This is a genomic window from Streptomyces finlayi (genome assembly GCF_014216315.1).
Classification (GTDB): Bacteria; Actinomycetota; Actinomycetes; order Streptomycetales; family Streptomycetaceae; genus Streptomyces; species Streptomyces finlayi_A.
Genome location: NZ_CP045702.1, coordinates 4000175 through 4022181 on the forward strand (window position 1 = coordinate 4000175; position 22007 = coordinate 4022181).

The 22007-nt window shown below is 71.4% G+C and carries 19 protein-coding genes and 1 pseudogene; 10 read left to right on the forward strand and 10 right to left on the reverse strand.

The features are described from left to right. Nucleotides 1-170: 170 nt before the first annotated feature. Nucleotides 171-293: a hypothetical protein gene (locus tag F0344_RS35895; RefSeq protein ID WP_258049994.1), complete on the forward strand. Its 123-nt coding sequence runs from the start codon at nucleotides 171-173 to the stop codon at nucleotides 291-293. A 12-nt stretch (nucleotides 294-305) separates the two neighbouring features. Here the strand turns inward: F0344_RS35895 and F0344_RS18495 are convergent, their stop codons facing one another. After that, nucleotides 306-1220, reverse strand: coding sequence for a quinone oxidoreductase family protein (locus F0344_RS18495; RefSeq protein WP_185299843.1), 915 nt, complete (start codon nucleotides 1218-1220; stop codon nucleotides 306-308). 192 nt (nucleotides 1221-1412) lie between these two features. On the opposite strand from F0344_RS18495, the gene F0344_RS18500 reads away from it, so the two are divergent. Together F0344_RS18500 and F0344_RS18505 are read left to right on the forward strand one after the other, a co-directional pair. Continuing rightward, nucleotides 1413-2048 carry a ScbR family autoregulator-binding transcription factor gene (locus tag F0344_RS18500; protein ID WP_185299844.1) on the forward strand — a complete coding sequence of 212 codons (636 nt, stop codon included), beginning with the start codon at nucleotides 1413-1415 and terminating at the stop codon, nucleotides 2046-2048. Beyond that, nucleotides 2045-2809: a glucose 1-dehydrogenase gene (locus F0344_RS18505; protein ID WP_185299845.1), complete on the forward strand. Its 765-nt coding sequence runs from the start codon at nucleotides 2045-2047 to the stop codon at nucleotides 2807-2809. Before F0344_RS18500 ends, F0344_RS18505 begins: the two co-directional genes overlap by 4 nt. Nucleotides 2810-2869: 60 nt before the next feature. Here the strand turns inward: F0344_RS18505 and F0344_RS18510 are convergent, their stop codons facing one another. Continuing rightward, entirely contained in the window at nucleotides 2870-3763 is an 894-nt protein-coding gene (locus F0344_RS18510) for a ScbA/BarX family gamma-butyrolactone biosynthesis protein (protein WP_258049995.1), read from the reverse strand. 106 nt (nucleotides 3764-3869) lie between these two features. Here F0344_RS18510 and F0344_RS18515 point away from each other — a divergent pair, with 106 nt between their 5' ends. Both F0344_RS18515 and F0344_RS18520 read left to right on the forward strand, forming a co-directional pair. Continuing rightward, entirely contained in the window at nucleotides 3870-4514 is a 645-nt protein-coding gene (locus tag F0344_RS18515; protein WP_185299846.1) for a ScbR family autoregulator-binding transcription factor, read from the forward strand. 289 nt (nucleotides 4515-4803) lie between these two features. After that, nucleotides 4804-5535 carry a peptidoglycan recognition protein family protein gene (locus F0344_RS18520; RefSeq protein ID WP_185302758.1) on the forward strand — a complete coding sequence of 244 codons (732 nt, stop codon included), beginning with the start codon at nucleotides 4804-4806 and terminating at the stop codon, nucleotides 5533-5535. A gap of 81 nt (nucleotides 5536-5616) precedes the next feature. Here the strand turns inward: F0344_RS18520 and F0344_RS18525 are convergent, their stop codons facing one another. Next, on the reverse strand, nucleotides 5617-5982 hold the full coding sequence (locus tag F0344_RS18525) for a PH domain-containing protein (RefSeq protein ID WP_185299847.1): 366 nt from the start codon (nucleotides 5980-5982) through the stop codon (nucleotides 5617-5619). A 77-nt stretch (nucleotides 5983-6059) separates the two neighbouring features. Continuing rightward, on the reverse strand, nucleotides 6060-6263 hold the full coding sequence (locus F0344_RS18530; RefSeq protein ID WP_185299848.1) for a hypothetical protein: 204 nt from the start codon (nucleotides 6261-6263) through the stop codon (nucleotides 6060-6062). Nucleotides 6264-6361: 98 nt separating this feature from the next. Here F0344_RS18530 and F0344_RS18535 point away from each other — a divergent pair, with 98 nt between their 5' ends. Further along, complete coding sequence (locus tag F0344_RS18535; RefSeq protein WP_185299849.1) at nucleotides 6362-6637, forward strand: DUF1876 domain-containing protein; 276 nt, start codon at nucleotides 6362-6364, stop codon at nucleotides 6635-6637. 54 nt (nucleotides 6638-6691) lie between these two features. On the opposite strand, the gene F0344_RS18540 is transcribed toward F0344_RS18535, so the two are convergent. Together F0344_RS18540 and F0344_RS18545 are read right to left on the reverse strand one after the other, a co-directional pair. Beyond that, entirely contained in the window at nucleotides 6692-7984 is a 1293-nt protein-coding gene (locus tag F0344_RS18540; protein ID WP_185299850.1) for a phosphoribosyltransferase family protein, read from the reverse strand. Nucleotides 7985-8082: 98 nt separating this feature from the next. Beyond that, nucleotides 8083-9336, reverse strand: a complete 1254-nt coding sequence (locus tag F0344_RS18545) for an APC family permease (RefSeq protein ID WP_185299851.1) — start codon at nucleotides 9334-9336, stop codon at nucleotides 8083-8085. Nucleotides 9337-9659: 323 nt separating this feature from the next. Between F0344_RS18545 and F0344_RS18550 the strand changes: the two genes are divergently transcribed. Both F0344_RS18550 and F0344_RS18555 read left to right on the forward strand, forming a co-directional pair. Then, on the forward strand, nucleotides 9660-11024 hold the full coding sequence (locus F0344_RS18550; RefSeq protein ID WP_185299852.1) for a hemolysin family protein: 1365 nt from the start codon (nucleotides 9660-9662) through the stop codon (nucleotides 11022-11024). Beyond that, nucleotides 11021-12046, forward strand: coding sequence for a hemolysin family protein (locus F0344_RS18555; RefSeq protein ID WP_185299853.1), 1026 nt, complete (start codon nucleotides 11021-11023; stop codon nucleotides 12044-12046). Before F0344_RS18550 ends, F0344_RS18555 begins: the two co-directional genes overlap by 4 nt. 109 nt (nucleotides 12047-12155) lie before the next feature. Here the strand turns inward: F0344_RS18555 and F0344_RS18560 are convergent, their stop codons facing one another. Next, complete coding sequence (locus F0344_RS18560) at nucleotides 12156-13274, reverse strand: NADH:flavin oxidoreductase (RefSeq protein WP_185299854.1); 1119 nt, start codon at nucleotides 13272-13274, stop codon at nucleotides 12156-12158. 238 nt (nucleotides 13275-13512) lie between these two features. On the opposite strand from F0344_RS18560, the pseudogene F0344_RS18565 reads away from it, so the two are divergent. Then, nucleotides 13513-13632: pseudogene (locus F0344_RS18565) on the forward strand (CGNR zinc finger domain-containing protein); the annotation flags it as partial. Between the two features lie 262 nt (nucleotides 13633-13894). Here the strand turns inward: F0344_RS18565 and F0344_RS18570 are convergent. Continuing rightward, complete coding sequence (locus F0344_RS18570) at nucleotides 13895-14245, reverse strand: MerR family transcriptional regulator (protein WP_185299855.1); 351 nt, start codon at nucleotides 14243-14245, stop codon at nucleotides 13895-13897. A 651-nt stretch (nucleotides 14246-14896) separates the two neighbouring features. Here F0344_RS18570 and F0344_RS18575 point away from each other — a divergent pair. Next, a complete protein-coding gene (locus F0344_RS18575) occupies nucleotides 14897-15250 on the forward strand; it encodes a hypothetical protein (protein WP_185299856.1) in 354 nt (117 codons plus the stop codon). 109 nt (nucleotides 15251-15359) lie between these two features. Here the strand turns inward: F0344_RS18575 and F0344_RS18580 are convergent, their stop codons facing one another. Continuing rightward, nucleotides 15360-16943 carry a carbohydrate-binding protein gene (locus F0344_RS18580; protein ID WP_185299857.1) on the reverse strand — a complete coding sequence of 528 codons (1584 nt, stop codon included), beginning with the start codon at nucleotides 16941-16943 and terminating at the stop codon, nucleotides 15360-15362. 315 nt (nucleotides 16944-17258) lie between these two features. Continuing rightward, nucleotides 17259-21974: a HEAT repeat domain-containing protein gene (locus F0344_RS18585; RefSeq protein WP_185299858.1), complete on the reverse strand. Its 4716-nt coding sequence runs from the start codon at nucleotides 21972-21974 to the stop codon at nucleotides 17259-17261. Between the last annotated feature and the right edge of the window lie 33 nt (nucleotides 21975-22007).

Genomic DNA, 22007 nt, shown 5'->3' on the forward strand with positions numbered 1-22007 from the left:
GCGCGACGACAGCCATGGGCATGACCACGTCGGCTGCCCGTCCCCGTGGTCATCTTCGAGATCGTGCTGGGCGTTCTCAGCGGGCCCGACATACTCGGCTGGGCGCGTGGCGGGGTACGGGATCCAGCTCGCCGCGGCCCGGGGCGGCGCCGACCGGCAGCCACGCGATCGTGGGCGCCGCCATGGTGTCCGTACTGACGTATCCGCTGGTGGCCGTCAGGCTGCTGCGCACGTCGGACGGTCAGTGGCCGGGGACGCCGCCCCTGTCCGCGGAGACGGCGCACCCGTGGTGACGGCAGGCCCGGTCAGGCTCCTGGGATGAGGACGATCTTGCCGACCGTGCGGCGGGCGAGCAGGTCCTCATGGGCGCGGCGGGCCTCCGCGAGCGGGTAGCTGCCTCCGGCCACCGGCTTGAGGCGCCCTTCGGCCACCAGGCCGAAGAGTTCCTTGAGCGGACCGCTGACCGCACCCGGAGCCGCCAGGGCCGGCCGCAGCCAGAAGCCGACGACCGCCGCGTTGAGCCGGTTCAGCCGGGCCGGGTCGAGCGGGGTGAACCCGGACCGGGCCGCGTTGCCGTAGCTCACCAGCCGGCCGAAGGAGGCCAGGGACCCCAGGGCCTGGTCGAAGAGCTCGCCGCCCACCGCGTCCAGGACGACGTCCGCCTTCTCCCCGTGGGGGTACGTGATCACCGCGTCCGCACCGAGTCCGAGGACGAGGCGTTCCTTCGCGGGGGTCGAGACCTGGGCGAGCACCCGTCCGGCGCCGAACTCCCTGGCCAGCTGGACGGCGAGGCTGCCCACTCCGCCGGCCGCCGAGTGGACGACGACCGTCTCGCCCTCGCGCAGGCGGGCCGCCGAGCGGAGCAGGTGCCAGGCGGTCAGGCCCTGCATCATCAGGGAGAGGGCTTCGGCGGCGCCCAGGTCCTCCGGGATGGGCTGGACGGCGGACTCCTTGGCGACCACCTGCTCGGCATAACCGCCCGAGACCCTGGCGAGCACCCTTGTGCCGTCGGCGGTGCGGCCCACGACCTCGCTGCCGGGGACGAACGGCAGTGCGTCGGCGGTCAGGTAGGACCCGTCCACCTGATGGGTGTCCGCGAAGTTCACCCCGGCCGCCTCGACGGTGAGGAGCACCTCTCCGGGGCCCGCGACGGGAGCGGCCAGTTCAACGGGTATGAGGACTTCAGGGCCACCGAAGCGGCCGAACTGGATAGCGAGCATGCCGCACGGTATCGCGCGGCCACCCGCAGTCGGGAGAGGGACAGAATTTCGGCCAGATACAAGAAAGGACGCCTGAAACCAGACGGCCGGTTTGTTAGCCTGATGTGTCCGTCGTCCTCCTGCGTTCACGCGGACCGCCGGACCTGCCCGGACCCGACCGACCAGTTGTTGATCACGCCCCGGAGCGTCAGGATGGCCAAGCAGGACCGTGCGGTGCGTACGCGCGAAGAGTTGATCCGTTCGGCCGCCATGGCCTTCGGCCGGAGCGGGTTCGGGCTGTCCTCGCTCTCCGACATCAGCAACGGCGCCGGAGTCAGCAGCGGCGCCCTGCACTTCCACTTCAGCAGCAAAAGGGAGTTGGGGGAGGCGGTCGAGTCGGCGGCGGCGGAAACGCTGCACGGAATCATGGCGCCGTGCCCGCCCGGACACCCCGATCCGCTGCGCCTCCTGGCCGACACCTCCCACCTGCTGTCCCAACGCCTCACACAGGACGTGGTGCTGAGAGCCGGGTTCGCGCTCGGCGGCGACGCCGCCTGGCAGGGGGGCGCCGAACTCTGGCTCCAGTGGCGCGGTTGGGTCGCGGCGACGCTGGCCGTCGCCGGTGAACGGGGCGAGCTGGCGGCGGACGTGTCGGCCGACGCAGTGGTGTCCGCCGTCACGGCGGCCGTGGTGGGCTCGGAGATCCTGGGGCGTGCGGATGCCGAGTGGTCCTCGTGCCGCGCGGTCACCCAGTTCTGGTCGCTGATGCTGCCTCGGCTCCGGGTGCGCGCGGAGGAGGCGGGGCTGCCTGAGCCCGTATCGAACAGCCCTGCGACACTGCGGCCATGAGCAACGATCTCCTCTCAGACAAAGTCGTCCTCATCACCGGGGCGAGCAGTGGCATAGGCGCGGCGGCGGCCCGCGTGTTCGCCCAGGAGGGCGCGAAGGTGGTGCTGGCCGCCCGGCGCGAAGAACGCCTGGCCGCGCTGGTCGCCGAACTGCGGGACAAGGGCGCGGATGCGGCCTACGTCGTCACCGACGTCACCGTGGCGCAAGACGTCTCCCGGGCGGTGGACTTCGCCGTATCGACGTACGGGCGGCTGGACTCGGCCTTCAACAACGCCGGTCTCGGCGGTGACCGGACGCCGATGCACCTGATGGGTGACGACGTCTACGACACCCTCATGGACGTCAACGTACGGAGCGTGTGGAACTGCCTCCGGTACGAGATCGCCGCGATGCTCACCACGGGTGGCGGCTCGATCGTCAACAACAGCAGCGTCGCCGGGCTGGTCGCGATACCCGCCGCCGCACCCTACATAGCGTCCAAGCACGCCGTGGTCGGCCTCACGCGGGCCGCGGCCGACGAGTACGCCGGGCAGGGGATCCGGGTGAACGCCGTCGCTCCCGGGACGACGCGCAGCGAGATCACGGCCGACTGGTTCGGGCGCAACCCCGGCCTGGAGGAGATGGTCAACTCGCGTACTCCGCAGGGCCGTACGGCTGAGCCCGAGGAGATCGCGGCGGCTGCGGCGTGGCTGCTCAGCGACCGCTGCCCGTTCCTCACGGGCACGGTCGTACCGGTGGACGGCGGGTTCATCAACCAGTGACACCCGCGTACGGGGCGGGGGCCGGCGGACTGCCGGCCCCGCCCCGTACGGTCCACGGCGCTACGTGACGGGGCCGCTCAACTCGATGTGGAACGCGGGCTCTTCGTCCTGCACACCCGTGACCCTCACCGCGGTGAGGCCGACGCCGGGGGACGGCAGCACCTCGGCCTCGAGCCAGCAGGGCCGGTCGAATTCGACGTACCGCCCGAACGCGCTGGCTATGCCCGTGGGCTCGAAGGACGCCGGGGAGAACACCGCATTCGCCGCCTGGTAACCGGCCTCCATGAGGGCCAGTCCGGGGACGTGGTCGACCGGGTGGTCGAAGAGCAGGGTGTTGTCGGCGTCGTTGCGCAACTGCCAGCGGTGGGGGTGCTCGGTGGCGGACAGCGCCACGTCCGCCGGGGTGATCCGGCCGACGCTGTGCGGGGCGACGGGAGCGGGAAGCGGCCATTCGTTCCAGCTGCCGGAGAGGTGTTCACCGCGCAGCCGGCGGTAGGCGGCCGGCGAAATCCAGCCGAACTCGGAATTCGCCACCGCCACAGTGGTGTTGTGTTGGGTCACGTGAACATCCATGCCGAGGCCGCTGACGTTCTTCCCGCGGCGGGTGGGCTCCGACACCTTGATCCCGATCTGCAGGGCACAGGGGCTGTCGGTAGGCACCCGGAAGCCGGGCCGGACCGTGAAGTTGAAGTCGTGGAGCAGAGTCTGATGACTGAGCGGTACGTCGTAGGCGGCATGGGCGATGACGAGGCCGCTCTGCCGGATGGTCTGCGTCAGCACCCGGGGGTCGTAGGCATGACCGACGGCGCCGGCGGGCCAGCGGGCGGTGAGCGTGAAGTCACCGGGGCCCAGGCGTTTCCAGTCGGTGATGAATACGGAGGTCGAGCGTCGGAGATGGACGATCTCCTTGGGCACGGCGGTCAAGTTGTCGTCAATGACTGGAGATTCGGACACGATCCCCCCCGGACGTGGCGCAGTGTGATGATGCTCGCGCTGATATGATACCGGCTCACCCGTTTGTTTTGAAGTAAGCGCAAAGACGAGGTCAAGGGAGCGCAAGTTGGCCAGACAGCAACGGGCGATCCGCACGCGCAGGATCTTCCTGGAAGCGGCGGCCGAGGTCTTCGACGAGCACGGTTACGACGCCGCCACGATCGCATCGATCCTTGAGCGGGCTGGACTCACCCGAGGTGCACTTTACTTCCACTTCACTTCGAAGGAAGAGCTTGCGCGAGGAGTTCTCGAAGAGGCGGTGACCGCCGAGGGGCTCACTCCGCAGGTGTTCAAACTCCAGGAATGGGTGGACATAGCCCTGCTGCTGGCGTACCGGCTGCCTCGTGAGCCGATGCTCAGCGCGTCGATCCGACTGTCCGTCGACCCGCGTGCCCGGGGTCTTTTCGGTACCCGCTGGCCGGACTGGATCGAGATGGGTACGGAGATCCTCACGGAGGCGAAGGCGCGCGGGGAACTGCTTCCGCACGTCGATCCCGAGGTCACGTCGCGGCTGTTCGTCGGGGCGTGGACGGGAGTTCAGCTGGTCGCGGAGTCGATGGCGGAGCCGCCGGACCTGGTCCGGGAGATCTCGGCCCTCTTCGAACTCATCCTTCCCAACAACGCGGTCCCGGGCGTGCTGTCGCGGCTGGACATCTCTCCGCACCGCGCCGAGCGCCTTCTCAGGGAGAGCAGGGAAGCGGTCGCCTCCTGACCGGGGCGCCGAGGGTCCGCCGACGGGTCCGAGGGGCGGGAATGGCCGAAATGGCCGGAATTATTCGGATGGGCGTAAAAAGCGCGCCCGGTATGTTTTGCCAGCGGCCCTGGGACAGGGGGTCGCCTTCTTCTTCGGGGCGCTCCCTCCTTGATCCTGACTCAGGGCCTGGCGCTCCGCGCGCTTCGCCCCTGCCCGAGCCCTGGGCCGCCCCTCCCGCCCCCGCTTCACTCGGTTGGCTGGCACGGCTGCGAGGTGGACGCGCAGCCCGCAGGGTGGACGTATGCCCATGTGGTCGCGTCGGCTCGTGCTGTGTGCCGTGTTCATGCCGCTGGCTTTCCTGGTCCTCCGGGACGCCCCGGTACGGTTCGACGCGCCCGAACACCACAGCCTCCCCGTGGCTCCGCCCGGGGCGCCGCGGCCCGACATCGTCCCCCGGTCGTCGTGGCATGCCGACGAGCGCATGGTCAAGCACGCGGCGGCGTACACGGGCCGGGTGAGCGCCGCCTTCATCCACCACACGGGGCACGCCAACGGCTACGACTGCGCCGACGCCCCTGAGCTGCTGCGCTCCATCCAGGAGAACCACATCAAGGCGGACGGGTGGGACGACATCGGCTACAACTTCCTCGTCGACCGCTGCGGAACCATCTACGAGGGCCGGGCCGGCGGCATCACACGGCCGGTGCGCGGCGCGCACACCAAGGGATTCAACGCGGACACCGTGGGAATCGCGGCGATCGGCACCTTCGGGGCCGGAGTGCCCGTTCCGGCGGCGGTCGTGGAGGCGGTGGCCCGGGTGATCGCGTGGAAACTGCGCCCCGGGATCGACCCGCGGGGCTCCGTGCGGCTGGTCTCCACGAACGACGAGAGCCGGTACCCGAAGGGCCACGCGGCCGAGCTCCACGTCGTGTCGGGACACCGGGACAGCTATCTCACGGACTGCCCCGGCGACGCGCTGTACGGGCAGCTGCCCGCCATCCGCGAGGCGGTGGCGGCCTTCCGCGAACGCCGGCGGTGAGGCCGGCGTACGCGGAAGGCCGCGAGGGCCGCTGAACGCCCACCGGCACCCGTACGCCCACCGGCACCCGTACCGCATGACCTACCGGGACACGTACTGCGCCAGGACGGCCTGCACCTCGTAGATGTCGACCCCCTTGGAGAAGGTCTTCGTGACCGGCAAGGGGGCCCCGGAGATCCAGATGTTCAGTTCGGCCTCGAGGTCGAACGTGCCGGCGGTCTCCACCGAGAAGTGCGTGATGCTCCGGTACGGGATCGAGTGGTACTCCACCTTCTTGCCCGTGATCCCCTGCTTGTCCACGAGAATGAGCCGGTGGCCGGTGAACAGAATCGTGTCGCGGATCAACAGATAGGCGGCGCTGATCTGTTCGCCCTGTGCCAGCAGCCGGGCGTATTCCTCCTGGGCCTTGCCAGGATCGATCGTGTGCGCGTTTCCGAACAGTGCCATGTGCGACCCCACCTACTCGTACAGAACGATTTTTTCGCACTGTAGTACGGCAGGCCGGGGGACCTAGTCGGCCGGCGCTACGAGTGGGCCCTGTCCTGCGGCTTCTCCGTGTCCGCTGCCCGGTGCCGGCGGCAGTCGGGGTTCTTGCACGGGCCGGGTTCCCATACGGGGACGAAGATCCCGAGCGTCTTGCGCCGGGTCAGTGTCGCCTCGACGGGCTGCTTGCAGACCCGGCACGTGAATTCCGTCCGTCTCTTGGGCTCACGCTGGTGACTGGGCATGTTTCCACGGTAATCCCGTGACAGACGTGCGGAAAGTTTCCCCTGGGCGCACCCTGGTAGAAGGGGATGTCCGGAGGGGGTTTCCGGAGGTGGACGACATGTTGAAGACCGCTGTCGGATGGCACATCGAGCTCGAATTCGAGGAGGACAGCAGCCACACGCGTGCGGCTGCGATGGTGCGCCTCCCTGACGGGACCGAGATGCGCTCGCACGGCTATGCCAGCCGTCACCCGAGTGACGCCGAGCAGCCGAGGGTGGGCGAGGAGATCGCGGGCGGCAGAGCACTCAACGAACTGGCGATGAAGCTGCTGACCAAGGCGCACGACGAGATAGACGAGGCGTCGGGACGTCCGTCCTACCCGCTGACTCCGTGAGCTCGCAGATCTCCGCATCAATCACGGTTTCTCCGCATTCACGGTTCCTCTGCGTCACGGTTCACCCGGCACCAGGTGCCGGGTGAACCAGTCGCGTGCGAGGTCGGTGACCGTGTCCAGGGCGCCCGGTTCCTCGAAGAGGTGCGTGGCCCCGGGCACGACCTCCAGGCGGCTCTCGCAGCGCAACTCGGCCTGAGCCCGCCGGTTGAGGTCGAGCACCTGCTCGTCGTGACCGCCCACGATGAGCAGGGTGGGAGCCCGTACGTCCCCGAGCCCCGGTCCGGCGAGGTCGGGACGACCGCCGCGTGAGACGACCGCGCCGACCTCCGCGTCGGGGGTCGCGGCTGCCCGCAGGGCGGCGGCCGCGCCGGTGCTCGCCCCGAAGTAGCCGATCGGCACGTCCACCCGGTCGCGCAGCCAGCCCGTGGCATGCCTCAGCCGCCGGGCCAGGGTCTCGATGTCGAAGACGTACGCACGGTCGCCCTCCTCCTCGGGAACGAGCAGGTCGAAGAGGAGGGTGCCGAGACCGGCCCGGTTCAGGCCGTCCGCCACCGCACGGTTGCGGGGGCTGTGGCGGCTGCTCCCGGAGCCGTGGGCGAAGACGACGACCGCCCCGGCGTCCTCGGGGAGGGCGAGTTCTCCGGGCAGGGTGAGGCCGTCGGCCGTCACCTCGGCCTCGGTCGTACGGACGGGGCGGTCCGGCGCCGTGCCGCGGTGGGCTGCCCGGGCCAGCAGCGCGACGACCTCCTCGTCGGGGGTCTGCGAGAAGTCGCGGTACCACTCGCCGACGGCGGAGAACAGGGCCGGCGCCGACAGGCACACCACGTCGTCCGCCCGGGCACGGAGCCGCTCGACCGCGCTCGGCGGCGCCACGGGCACGGCGAGCACCACGCGGGCCGCCCCGTGTTCCCGTACGACTTCGCACGCGGCCTCGGCCGTGGCGCCGGTCGCGATCCCGTCGTCGACGAGGATCACCGTGCGGCCCTCCAGCGGCACCCGGGGGCGGCCGGCGCGGAACGCGCGGGCGCGGCGGGTGAGTTCCGCCTGTTCGGCACGTTCGACGGAGGCGGCTTCCTGTTCCGATACGCCGGCCCGGCGGACGATCTCCTCGTTGATGACCTTCACCCCGTCCTCGCCGATCGCACCGAACCCCAGCTCGGGGCGGTACGGAACGCCGAGTTTGCGGACGACGATCACATCGAGGGGCGCACCGAGGGCCCGCGCCACTTCGAAGGCCACCGGGACGCCGCCGCGCGGCAGACCGAGGACGACGGGACGCTCCTTCGCGAGGTGCCGGAGCGCTTCGGCAAGCTGCAGTCCCGCTGTGGTGCGGTCGGTGAACAGCACGCCGGTTCACCCCCAAACCGGGGAGACGGGAACCACGTACACGTACTTCGAACCAACCTCATCCGGGGCGGTCCGGCAAGTCGGGGCACGGGCGGCCGTCAGCCCTCGGCGGTCCGGCGGCGGAGCCCGTACACGGCGGCTCCCGCGAGGAGGACCGAACCACCGATGAGGACGGAGTGGAGGGGCAGAGTGAAGGCGAGCGCGAGACAGCCGGCCAGGCCGAGCAGGGGCACGGGTACGGGCGGGCGGCCCTCGTCGGGGCCGAGGGTGCGGGCGGCGGCGTTCGCGACGGCGTAGTAGACGAGCACGCCGAAGGAGGAGAAGCCGATGGCGTCCCGTACGTCGATCGTCGCGGCCAGGACGGCGACGACGGCGCCGACGGCGAGCTCGGCGTGCTGGGGGACACCGAAGCGGGGGTGGACGGCGGCCAGCGTACGGGGGAGGTGGTGGTCGCGGGCCATGGCCAGTGTGGTCCGGGAGACGCCCAGGATCAGGGCGAGCAGCGAACCGAGGGCGGCGAGGGCCGCACCGGCGCGCACGACGGGGGCCAGGGCCGGGACGCCCGCCGCGTGCACGGCGTCGGTGAGCGGGGCGGTCGACTGGGCGAGCCGGTCCGGGCCGAGGACGGCCAGGACGGCGACGGCGACGGCGGCGTAGACGACGAGGGTGATGCCGAGGGCGAGGGGGATGGCCAGGGGAATCGTGCGCTTCGGGTCGCGGACCTCTTCGCCGAGCGTCGCGATACGGGCGTATCCGGCGAAGGCGAAGAACAGCAGCCCTGCGGCCTGGAGCACCCCGCTCGCCGTGATGTCGCCGCCGAGGTCGAGACGGGCGGCCCGGACCGTTTCACTGGTGAGGAGCGCGGTGACGACGGCGGCCAGGACGGCCAGGACGACGGCCACGATGGTCCGGGTCAGCCAGGCCGCCTTCTGCACACCGGTGCAGTTCAGCGCGGTCAGCACCACGACGGCGGCCACCGCCACCGCGTGCGCCTGGCCGGGCCAGGCGTAGGCGCCGACGGTGAGGGCCATGGCGGCGCACGAGGCGGTCTTGCCGACGACGAACGCCCAGCCCGCCAGGTAGCCCCAGAAGTCGCCCAGGCGTTCGCGGCCGTAGACGTAGGTACCGCCGGACCGCGGGTAGCGGGCGGCGAGCCGGGCGGAGGAGGTGGCGTTGCAGTACGCGACCACGGCGGCGAGCGCCAGGCTGAGCAGCAGCCCGGAACCGGCGGCCCCGGCGGCGGGGCCGAGCGCGGTGAAGACACCGGCGCCGATCATGGAGCCCAGTCCGATGACCACGGCGTCCCGCACTCCGAGCTGCCGTCGCAGCTCACCGGTCTCCGGCTGACTCATGGCTTGGTCCTCCCCGCGCGTCCGGGCGTACGGCCCGGCTTTCGGCGCACGGTAGCGCAACGAGGTGTCCGGGCAGGGGAGGGGGCGTGCCCTAGGTCCGCGACCGCGACGTGACCGGCGCCACAGGAGAGTGCTTTGCTTTCCCTTTACTATTGGGGGGCCCGGGTGGCATCCGCCCCGGATCCGCACCGTATGACCGCCAGGAACGACCACCGTAAACCGCCATCCGAACCGAAAAGGAGCTCCGGTCCCGCAATGGGTGAGCCTCCCAGTACGAGCCGTGCCATTCCCGCCCCGCTGCATCGCAGGGCGGCGGTGGCACGGTGAGCGAAGTCCTCCTTCTCCTCCTCGCGCTCGCGCTGACGCTGGCATGTGCGGTGTTCGTCGCGGCCGAGTTCTCCCTGACCACCATCGAACGTGGTGAGCTGGAGCGGGCCGCACGGGCCGGTGAGCGAGGCGCCGAGAGCGCCCTCAAGGCCGCCAAGCGCCTCACGTTCCAACTGTCCGGCGCCCAGCTCGGCATCACCGTCACCTCCCTGGTCATCGGCATGCTCGCCGAACCCTCCCTGGCGGTGCTGCTGCGCGGCCCCCTGGAAGCGGTCGGCCTGCCTCCGGGCGCCGTCCCGGCCGTCGCCACAGTCCTCGGCGTCGCCGCCTCCACCGTGGTGCTGATGGTGATCGGCGAGCTCGTACCCAAGAACTGGGCGATCTCCAACCCGCTGGCCGTCGCCAAGGTGGTGGCCGGTCCGCAGCGTGCGTTCACCGCCTGCTTCGCGCCGCTGATCCGGCACCTGAACAACACCGCGAACCGGGTCGTACGCCGCTTCGGCCTGGAACCCGCCGAGGAGCTGGCCTCCGCCAGGACCCCGGAGGAACTCGTCGCCCTCGCCCGGCACTCCGCCCGTGAGGGCGCGATCGAGCAGGACTCCGCCGAGCTGTTCGTCCGTACCCTCCACCTCGCCGAGCTGACCGCCGAGAACGTCATGACGCCGCGCGTCGACGTCCGCGCCCTGGAGGCCGGCGCCACCGCGGCCGACGCGGCCAAGCTCACCCTGGCCACCGGTCTCTCCCGGTTCCCCGTCTACCGCGGCAGCCTCGACGAGGTCATCGGCACCGTCCACATCCGTGACGTACTCGCCCTGGACGAGCCGCTGCGCCACCGGACCCCGGTCACCGACCTGGCCACCGCCCCGCTCCTCGTCCCCGACTCGCTGCCCGTGGACACCCTCCTGGGCCGGCTGCGGCAGAGCCGCACGATGGCGGTCGTCATCGACGAGTACGGCGGCACCGCGGGCGTCGCGACCGTCGAGGACATCGTCGAGGAGGTCGTCGGCGAGGTCCGCGACGAACACGACCCCGACGAGCGGCCCGACCTGGCGCCGGGCGCACCGTCCCCGGACGGGCGCGCGGTCTGGCAGGCGGACGGCAGCATCCGGCTCGACCAGCTCGAAACCATCGGCTTCGACGTGCCGGAGGGCCCGTACGAGACCCTCGCGGGCCTGGTCGCGACCAGGCTGGAACGCATTCCCGTGCCGGACGACGGGATCTTCGTGGACGGCTGGCAGCTGACCGTCCTGCACGTCGAACACCACCGCGCCGACCGCGTACGCGTCACCGCGCCCGCGTCGGCTCCCGAGCCGGCTCCCCTGCCGGACGCCGCGTCACTCGTCGAGGAGGGCTCCCGATGACCATGCTTCAGCTCGCCATCGGTCTGTTCACCCTCGTCACCAACGCCTTCTTCGTCGGGGCGGAGTTCGCCCTGATCTCCGTACGGCGCAGTCAGATCGAACCCCGGGCCCTCAAGGGCGACGCCCGCGCCAGGAGCACGCTGTGGGGTCTCGAACACCTCTCGGCCGCGATGGCCACCGCCCAGCTCGGGATCACCATCTCCTCCCTCGTCCTGGGCGCAGTGGCCGAACCGGCCATCGCCCACCTGCTGGAGCCGCCCTTCGCGACGGTCGGCGTGCCCGAAGCGCTGGTGCATCCCATCGCCTTCGTGATCGCGCTGGCCCTCGCCACGTATCTGCACATGCTGGTCGGCGAGATGATCCCGAAGAACATCGCGCTGGCCGCCCCCGCACAGACGGCGCTCGCGCTCGCCCCGCCGCTGGTGGCGCTGACCCGGGCGCTGCGCCCGTTCGTCTTCGGAATCAACGCGTCCGCCAACGTCCTGCTGCGGCTGATGAAGGTCGAGCCCAAGGACGAGGTCACGTCCGTCTACACCGACGACGAGCTCGTACGGCTGGTGAAGGACTCCAGCGAGGCCGGTCTGCTCGCTCCGGCCGACGGCGAACGGCTGCGCGACGCCCTGGAGCTGGGTACCCGGCCCATCGGCGAGGTGATGGTCCCGCTCAACAGGACCGTCACCGTCGGCCATGACATCACCCCGCAGCAGCTGGAACGAGCGGCGGCGACCTCGGGCTTCTCCCGGCTGCCGGTCACCGGCCCGGGCGACGAGATCCTGGGATACCTGCACATCAAGGACGCCCTCGGGGTCGCCGAGCGGACCCAGCCGCTCCCGAGGAGCGTCTTCCACGCCGTCATCCGCGTCGAGATCGACACCCCGCTCGACGACACCATGACCGCGATGCGGGCCGCGGGCACGCACCTGGCGGCCGTGACCGGCGGCAAGGGCACCGTCATCGGCTTCGTCACGATGGAGGACGTACTGGAGGAGCTTGTCGGCCCCGCCGCGACAGGCCGCGCGTGACCGTGCCTTCGGCCCGCGTGACCGGGCCCTCGGCCCAGGTGTCCGTTCCGCCGGGTGGGGAAGCCCCCAAAAGCCCCGGGGCTTCCCCACGCGCGGGCACGGGCGCCGGTCAGCGCAGGGACGACAGCATCTCCGCGCCGAACGGAATGATCTCGCCGGTCCGCCCGCGCAGCGTCTTGGCCGCCCACTCGGGGTCGGCGATCAGCGCACGGCCGACGGCCACCATGTCGAACTCGTCGCGCTCCAACCGCTCCAGCAACTGTCCGACGCCGGTGACGCCGGAGCTGATGCCCTGGAAGGCGCCGAAGAAGTCACCGTCCAGACCGACCGAGCCGACGGTGACCGTGGGCCTGCCGCTGATCTTCTTCACCCATCCGGCGAGGTTCAGGTCGGAGTCCTCGAACTCCGGCAGCCAGTAGCGGCGGGTGGACGCGTGGAACACGTCGACACCCGCCTCGGCCAGCGGCGTCAGCAGCGCCTCCAGCTCCCCGGGCGTCGCGGCGAGCTTCGCCCCGTACGCGTCCATCTTCCACTGGGACATCCGGAAGAAGATCGGGAAGGCGTCGGACACGGCAGCCCGGCACGCCGCCACGATCTCGGCCGCGAAACGGGTCCGTGCGACGAGGTCGCCGCCGTAGGCGTCCGTACGCCGGTTGGTGCCCGACCAGAGGAACTGGTCGATCAAGTACCCGTGCGCGCCGTGCAGTTCTACGCCGTCGAAGCCGGCGCGCTCGGCGGCGGCCGCCCCGTCGGCGAAGGCGGTGACGACGTCGTCGAGGTCCTTCTGCGTCATGGCGCGGCCCTTGGGGTCACCCGCCAGCGACACCCCCGAGGGGCCGACCGGCTCCGCGTCCACGACGGGCGGGGCACCCTCGGTGCGGGTGACCCCCACGTGCCACAGCTGCGGAATGATCGCCCCGCCCGCCTGGTGCACGGAGTCCGCGACGGCGGCCCAGCCGGCGAGCGCGTCGGCGCCGTGGAACCGCGGGACGCGGTCGCTGGTGCCCGCGGAGTGGTGGTCGATGTAGGTGCCCTCGGTGATGATCAGCCCCACACCGCCGGCCGCCCGCCGCGTGTAGTAGTCCGCCACGTCCTGCCCGGGGACGCCGCCCGGGGAGAACTGCCGGGTCATGGGAGCCATGGCGATGCGGTTGCGCGAGGTCAGCCCGCGCACCGAGAACGGGCGCGAAAGCGTGTCCGCGGCGCGGTCGGCATGTACGTCTGTCACGTCAGGTCCTGTTCAGTCGCTGCGGGTGTCCTGTGGGTGTCCTGCGGGTGGCAACATCCGGGTGCGTCCCGGCCATCCCCGGCCGCGCACGGTGTGGTCAAGGTCTCGCGGTGACCGGTGGATTGAACCGGGAGTACCCGGGCCGGGACCAGCGCAGGCGCGTGGCCGCCGTGATCTCCCGTACGCCCCCGATCTCAACTCGACGAGCCGCCGCGCCCCGGGAATCCGGGCGGCCTGCGCCGCGTTCCTGCACTTCTACGACGTCTCGAAGAACGGCACCCGCCGCTGGTGCTCGATGGCGGGCTGCGGCAACCGCGCAAAGGCCCAGCGCCACTACGCGCGGCGCGGCGGCGCCTGACGCGACCGCGTGGGGACGCGGAAGGGCGCGAGGGCGAGAGGGTGAATGCGGGAGGGGGAGGGTGGCATCACTCCCCGCCCGTTCCCCCGTTCACCGGCCCCGCGCACGCACGCGGACATGCGCGGGGCGGCCGACTGTGAACGGTGAGGAACCCCGGAGCAGCAGAGAACTCCGGAGCAGTCGAGAACTCCGGAGTGGCAGGAGGCTCCGGAGCGGTGAAGCGCTCAGGAGGGGTAGGGCTGGGGCTCAGGACAGCAGGGGCTCAGCCGGCGCTCTCGCCCGCCTCCGCCTCCGCCTTCGCCGCCGTACGGCGGTATTCGACGTTGATGCGCTGTGCTTCCTCCAGCTGGTCCTCGAGGATCACGATGCGGCAGGCAGCCTCGACCGGGGTGCCCTGGTCGACGAGTTCACGAGCGCGGGCCGCGATCCGCAGCTGATACCGGGAGTAGCGACGGTGGCCGCCCTCGGAACGGAGCGGGGTGATCAGGCGGGCATCTCCGAGAGCACGGAGAAAGCCGGCGTTGGTGCCGAGCATCTCGGCCGCCCGCCCCATGGTGTACGCGGGGTAGTCATCGTCGTCGAGCCGGCCGCCCAGCGCATTATCCGCTGTCATCTGCACCTCTTCCTGGGAACGCGTCGAGGGGCCTTGGTGCCGTACGGCACCAAGGCCCCGAAGGAAATTCAACACCATCTGTCGGCCTCAGTGCTGCGCCGACCTGCTGTTTCCGCAGCCGCGCCCTGAAGAAGGGCCGGAGTGCGGGGATCGCGATTGCTTGACCGGGAACCACCTTCCATTCCGGGGTCTTGCGGTACCCGGGCCGTTTCCAACCTGCCCGGGCGATCCTGATGGCGCCTGCATCCTCCGTTCTTTCCCTCTGGATGACAGATGCGCGGCCGGCGTAGCCATGGGCGCACCTCGAACGGCGTGCGCCATGCCGGCGTACTGCTGGTGGCGGCCCCTGATCACTTCGGGCCACCCGGTCCGGTCGTCAGCCCCGTCGCCGTCCTGCGAAAACTCTGGCTTCGACGCTCCACGACCGCACCGAACTGCGTGTACCGCTGCCCGGCCATTCACCTCGGCCGGGCCGTTCAACCTTGGCTACGAGAGAAACCATAGCCAGCCAGATGCTCAATGTCTACCTTCGTCAGCGCAGATTTTCGCGGACTCGGCGACGAGGTAATCGCCCTCCGGCGACAGGGGCCGCACCGTCACCCGGACGGCCCGAGAGATGGCCGGTCGGCCCGGCCAATAGACTCGGGTTTCATGTCGAAGACTGACGAGCTGCTCGTGGACATCGCCGCCATGGTGGAGTCCGGGCACAGCAATCAGATGTCCCTGACCGTGGTCGCCGGTGGTGCTGTCATCACCGGCCGACTGGCTCCCGAAGCCGTGTGGAGGCAGCGTGTTTCGGAGGTCCTGACGGACTCGGCCCGCCTGGGCGAGTTCTCCGGCATCTTCACCACCCCCACCGGCAAGCACGACCCGCCCACCCATCTGCACTTCCATGTCGCCCGCATCCTTCAGGGCACGATCGGCATCCCGGAGACGGGTGGGATGTACCGGGTCTCCATCAAGGACGTCAGCGCCTGGACGGTGGGCGACTTCAGCTACGACTGAGCCGGCACCGGGCGTCCGCTGGGATGGTGGGCCACGTGACAAGTGAAGTGAAGTGAAACGAGAAGGCCCAGGTCGGTGACCTGGGCCTTCTGCTTGAGCGTGGGAACGGTTACGGAGTCACGCGGTTGCCGCCGAAGGTGACCGCGAGGCGGCCGTCCGGGGTGTAGGTCCAGGCCAGGGCGCCTGCGTAGGAGGAGCAGCGGGAGCCGTTCGTGCCGGACCAGAACTGGTTCGTGCCGTCGGCGTCGCCCACGGTCTTGTCGTTCGTGCCGCTGCCGCTCCGGCACGAGACGTTGTTCCGGAACACCGACGTGCCGCCGTCGAAGGAGAAGTTGCGCTCGGAGTTGTCGATGCTGATGTTGTCCGAGACCGCCATCGTGCCGAGGTTCCGGTTGTACGTGAATCCGTGCTTGCCGTTGTCGTAGGCGATGTTGCGCCGGACGACGTGGTTGACCTTGATGTCCTCGCCGCCGAGCTTGTAGCCGTTGCGGTCGCCGCTGGAGTTCTGGCTGCCGTCGCTCAGTGTGCCGTTCTCGTAGGCGAGGGAGTCCTCGATGGTCACGGCGCCGATGGGGCCGGTGTCGGTCTTGGTGTAGAGGTCCCAGCCGTCGTCGATGTTGTTGTGTGCGACGGCGTAGCGGAAGACGTTGCCGGAGCCGACGGTGAGCTTCGCGGCGAAGCCGTCGGCGTCCTCTCCGTCGGAGTCGGCGTTGTCGTGCGACTGCGCGCTGAGGACGAGGTTGTCGGACGGCCACTGGTCGCGCGGGGTGGTGGAGGCCATCCGTGAGAGCTGCAGGCCGGTGTCGCGGTTGAAGCGCGTCACCGTCCGCTCAATGGTGTTGTTGCTGCCACCGACGAAGATCCCGTTGTCACCGGCGTGCTCGACGACCAGTCCTTCGATGTTCCAGTACGAGCCGTTCACGGCGAGCCCGCGGTTGGCGGGGTCCTCGGTCATGGCGGCGAAGTTCAGCACCGGGGTCTCGCCCGGGTAGGTGGACAGCTGCTTGGGGGCACTCGCGGTGCCGCTGTTGTCCGGCGCGATGGTGACGGTCCGCGCGAGCGCGTACTTTCCGCCGCGCAGGTAGATCTGCCCCCCGGACGGGACGCGGGCGAGCGCCGAGGCCAGCGTTGTCGGAGCGGCCTCCGTCCCGGCCGCGCTGTCGGTGCCGTTCGGTGCGACGTACAGCGTGGTGCCGGCCGGCGGGGGCGTGGTGCCGCCGCCCGCCTGGACCTCCACGTCCACGTAGTCGATGTTGGGCAGCCCGGTGGCGGTGGTCGGGCTGAGCTGGATGGTGTTGCTGCCCGCCCGTACCGGCACGGTCAGCGTCTTGGTCGCCCAGGTCGCCCAGGTTCCTGTGCCCTGGAAGGACGCGGACCCGGCTGCCGAGCCGCTGACCGTCACATTCGCGGGCCGTGCGGTGGTGGTCCCGTTGGCGAAGCGCACCTGCACGGTCGCGGTGCCGGCCGCGGCGGCGTTCACGGTGAACTGCGCGTGGGCGCCCACCGCGTTGCCGGCGTTGCAGAAGCCGGTGTCGGAGTAGCCGCCCCACTCGGACTCGATGGCGCCGCTGCAGACGGCGGGGGAGCGCTCGGCCTCGTATCGGACGGCTGCGGCCTGAGCCGAGGTGCCGGATACCGCGACGAGAGTGCCGGCCAGCAGGCTGACGCACGCGATGACGGGTTTCAGTTGCATCGTTCGTCTCCAGAGGGGGGTTGGTACCGAGAGGGGAGGAGGGGGGAGAGGCGGCGGGAGTCGGTTGCGGCCGACCCCCTTCTGCGGCGGTTCGGGTGTGGGACGGTGGCAACGGCCTGTCCGGGTGCATGAACGGACGGGCCGACCAAGCCGCTCGAGCAAGGACAGCAAGCGCTTTCTGTGGACAGTAAGCGCGTGTCGTGGTCACGTCAACGGTCGCGCACATGGTCAATGTCCATGTGTGTGTGCGTGCGCTCACGGTCCGGGACCGGGGCGACAACTTCGCGGGTCGCAGTGCTCAGTGCGCTGCGGGCGTCACTCCTGCGTGGACCTGATCTGCTGGAGCACGTCCGTGTAGACCGACCGTTTGTCGGGGCGGGCGTGGTCGGCGGCGTGCCTGAGGGCGGGGACCGTCGGAGCGCCCAGGGTGAGGAGTCCCTCCGTCGCCGCCGTGCGGACCACGGGATGCGGATGCTCGAGCAGGGCAGCCAGAGCGGGGATCGCGGGGGCCCAGGCGGCGTGGCAGAGGGTGTGGACCGCCGTGCGCACGATGCTGGGCTGGGGGTCCTCCAGGAGCACCGAGGTATGGCCCAGGTGGGTCGGCCGGTCCATCGTCACCCGCGAGGTCCGGTGCGCGTGGAGACGTACTCCGGGCTTGGCGTGGTGCAGCAACTCGCCGATCAGCGTGCGCAGTTCGGGGACCGGCACCTGGGCGCGGTCCGCCTCGGTCAGTTGCGTGAGTGCGCGGCGTACCTGCTCGGGGGTGCCGGTCCGGGCCAGGCGCAGCAGCTCCGGAGGGGAAGGCGGGGAAGGGGGGGACGGGCGGTGCGTGTCTTCGGCGGGGGTGGTCCGGGCCTGTGGTGCGGCGTGCGGACCGAGCAGCGGTCCGTCGACGGGACGCAGCCGGTCCGCCAGGTGGTCGCGCCCCTCCGCCCGCAGCCGCCGGCAGGTCGTGGTCAGCGCGGAGGTACGCAGGAGCGGGCGGCCGACGAGCAGGTCCAGGTACCCCCAGGACCCGTCCGTGAGTTGGTCGCCGAGGTGCGTCGCCAGCACGTCGGCGGGAACGTGGAGCAGCGCGTCCGCGGCTGCCGAGGTGGTCGCGGGCGGGCCGTCCTCCCACCATTCGAGCAGCAGCGGGATCAGCGGTTCGAGGTCACACGGGTCGAGCTTCGCCGCGACGGCGGCCACCCTGCTGCGCAGGATGCCGTCGGCCCTGAGTTCTGCCTCACCCATGACCGCCAGCGTGCGGGCCAACACGGGACCGGCGCCGGCCGGCAGGTCGATGCGGCCCTGGAGAAACGCTCGGAGCACGGGCACGGTGGCGGCAGGCTCGGGCCACGTGAGGAGGGCCAGGGCCGCCGTCTCCCTGCGGTCCGGAGCCGGTCCCCGCAGCATGGTCAGCAGCCGTTCCCGAAGCGCGGTCGAACGGGGCTGGTCGAGATCGTCGATGCGGAGGGTGCGTGGGGTGGGCGGCGCCGGTGGGCGGGCGGCCTCGGTGAGGGTCCAGGGCGGTGCGTCGAGGGGCTGGAGAACGGTCATCCAGTCGATGAGGGCCGTACGGACCTCCGGGGCGGCCGGGGAGTACGCCTCGACCAGTGCGGCCAGACGGTCCCGGGAGCCGGCCGTGCCGTCTTGAGCCCTGCGGAAGGCGGCCAGGGCGTTCGGCGTGCGTACCGCCGCGTCCAGCGCGGCCCGCCACGCCCGGACCTCAGCGGGTACGGAGTGCGCGGAGGGCTTGTCGACGCCGAAGGCTTCCCTCAGTACAGCGGCCTCGGCCGGCCACGGGGCGCCGCCGAGCCGCGCGGCGGCGAGGGCCTGTTCGAGATCGGCGCGGACCAGCACGGCGTCGAGGCGGCGCAGCAGGGTGAGGGTGGAGGTGGGTCCCGCAGGACCGGGAGGAAGCGATCGTACGGCGTCGGCGACCGCAGGCCTTCTGGCCGCCGTCAGCTTGGGTGCCGCGGCGGCGAGCACCGCGACGAGGTCCTGCCGGTCCTGGTCCGAGGCTTCGCGGAGCGCGTCGGTCAGGACCTGAGCGAACTGGGCGAACGCCGTCAGTTCCGCATCGGTCCAGGGGGCGGGGCACAGCCGCATCGCGAACCGCACCAACCGCTGCCGCGCGGAGGGTTCGGCGCCGGCAAGCCGCAGCCAGTCCGGGAGCAGGGGCCGCAGCGTCCACAGCCGGTCGGGGAGCGGGGGTTTCGCCCTCTGGGCGACGCGCAGCGCGATCGACGGATGCCAGCCCTCCGTGGCCGGCGAAGTGACGTCGGGGTCGGGCCTGTCGCTGCCGTCGCCGCCCGTCGGCCGATACCCGGTGGGCGGGGTGATGCCGTGCCTGGCCAGCGGTGCGGCGAGGTCTTCGGCCGTCCCCTCGGTGAGGGTGACCCGGCCGTTCGCCACCAGGGCGAGCAGGGCCGGTGCGACCGGTGAGGCCTGGTCGTCCAAGGCGCGGACGGAGCGCGCCGAGAGTTCGCCGGAGAGTGCCTCCAGCAGCAGTCCCACGGTGCGGGGGCTGTCACCGCGTTCGGCGGCGGCGACCAGTGTCGCCGCGTACGCCGTGCCGAGGACGGTACGGAGTGCTTCGGCGATCGTGGAGTGCAGCCCGGGATTGTCGTGACGGCCGAGCCAGAGGAGCAGTTTCGGGACCGCCGCCGGTGTACCGATGCGTACCAGCACCGCGGCGGCGGTCTTCTTGATGTTCATGTTCGGATGGTCGAGGCATGCGGCGACCGCGGAACAGGCCCAGCGGGCTCCGGCGTGCCCCAGGGCGAGGAGCGACTGCCGGACGGTCTGGACGTCCCCGGCCGTGGTGAGCGCGATCAAGGTCGCCGACAACGCCTGGGCGTCGTCGCCCCCGGTGTCGCGGGCGAGCAGTGCGATCACGTGCTTGCGTACATGCCGGTCGCGGTGCCGCAGCATGCGGTGCACGCGTGCGCGGGTCCGGAAGTAGGGGGCCCGCAGGAGCAGTTCGAGCAGGATCGCCTGCTCGGAGTCGGACAGCCCCGGTCGTTCCAGCAGGTCCAGCGCTGTCGTGGCGACGAGTGCGTGACCGGCGGACTGTGCGTCCTTTGCGTCCAGGAGACAGGACGGCCGGATCTTTCTCCGCTCGTGGAGACGGCGGCCCAGGGCGTGCAGGGCGTCCACCACCTCCTGCGGCACGGCGGGTTCACGGACCGGGGGTTCGCCTCGGGTTCCGGGGGCGGCCGCGCCCGGTACGCGGGAGGCCGCCAGCTCGGTCACGACGCGTGCGAGCAGGCCGGCGATGACCGGGAGCGGCCCGGCACTGCCGTGGGCCGCGAGTCGGCACAGTGCCGCTACCGGATTGCCCGGGTCCATGTGCGCGCCGAGCAGGGCGAGTTCCTGTTCGTCCGGTCCGCCGAGGTCGGCGGCGATGCGCGGCGGCAGGTCGGCGGGATCGAGGCGTACGAGGAGGGCGCGCCGCTGGGCCGCGTTCCCCGCGCCCCCGGCCTCCCCCGTCAGATGCCACAGCAGCTCCAGGGCCCGGGTCCGTACGGCTCGCAGGTGGGGCGCGATATCGGCTGCGGGCGCACCTTCGCCCTCCGGCGCACCTTTGTTCTCCGGTGCGCCTCCGCTCGCCGGTGCACCTTCGCCCTCCGGCGCACCTTCGCTCTCCGGTGCGCCCAGTCCGAGCCCGTCCCTCAGCGCCCGTACCGTCCGGTGCCCTCCGATGGCCTCCAGAGCCTCCAGAGCCGCAGCGGGCGCGGACGGCAGCAGGGCGATCACGGCCTCTTCGGCATCCACGTGCCGGATCACGCGGATCGCGTCCAGGAACGGCCTCGGCGCGGGCGCCACCGGCAGTACGCGGGTGATCGCGGCCCCGATCGGGAGCTCTCCCGTGCCTTGCCCGGCCAGGGCGACCAGCAGCGCGAGCCGCCGGGGCCAGCTCGGGTCGCCGGGTTCCGCGTCCACCAGGACGCGGAACAGCACCTCGCGGCAGGTGAACAGGATCGTCGCGACCTCGACAGGCGGAACCGTGTGGTCCGCCAGCGCCAGGGCGACGAGGGACGGCACGTGTCCGGCCTCCGCGAAGTGCCCGCGCCGGTGCAGCCCGCGCAGGCAGGTGACGAGGGCAGCGCCGAACAGCAGCGGGTCGCGCACGGCCAGCGCCGTCAGGTCACCGATGTCACCCCGGACCGCCAGATCGCCGAGCAGCTCCAGCGCTCGGCGACGGAGCCCCGGCGGCAGGTCGGGATCACCGGCGACCTGCCGTACCAGGTCACCGTGCCCGTGGTGGGCTGCGACGGCGAGGGCGGCCTCGGCGACCTTCGGCCTGGCGCTCACCGGGCCGACGGCAAGGAACGGAGCCAGCCTGCCAGGCGGCAGCGGGTCCAACGCCGCCCACGACTCGGTGAGTTCGGCGAGTGCCGCTTCGGTGACGGCTCCGCCGCCGCCGAGCAGGCCGCTCACGACCGCGCGGACGCGGACGGGGGCCAGCAGCCCCGCCCGCAGACCCTGCCGGGCCAGCCGCAGTGCCTGGAGCCACAACGCCGGGTCACCGCTGTCCACCAACGCGTCCACGAACTCCGCGGGCCGGTGCGCTTCGGTGACATCCACGTCCCGGACGGCCTGGTAGAGCAGTTCACCCGGAGGTTCGTCACGGATCACCGACGGGTCGTTGAGCAGTTCGGCACGCAACCAGGCGATCCGTACCCGTACGGGCAACCCGGCCGTACGCCACCGGGGCCACGAACGCCCTCCCAGGAACGGGCCGAGCCGTTCGTAGAGCCCCGCCAGCACGAGCGCCGTCTCCGGCGCTCCCGCCCCTACCACCGACACCGACCCAGGCAGCAACGCCGCGTACTCGGCCCCCACGTGTGCGCCGAGGGCCGGGCCCGACCTGACGCGTTCGGCGAGAAGGACCAGTCCCCGACGCCGAACCTCAGGATCACCGTGCCGGATCAGCCGACCGAGAGCGGCCGGCGTGCACACCCCGGTGTCCGAGGGACCGGACAGTGCTCCGAGGTCGGCTCGGCGTACTGCATCGTTGAACGCTTCGTCCGCCGACATCGTCATCAGCGGATGCTAACGGCGGCGTCACCGCCCCCA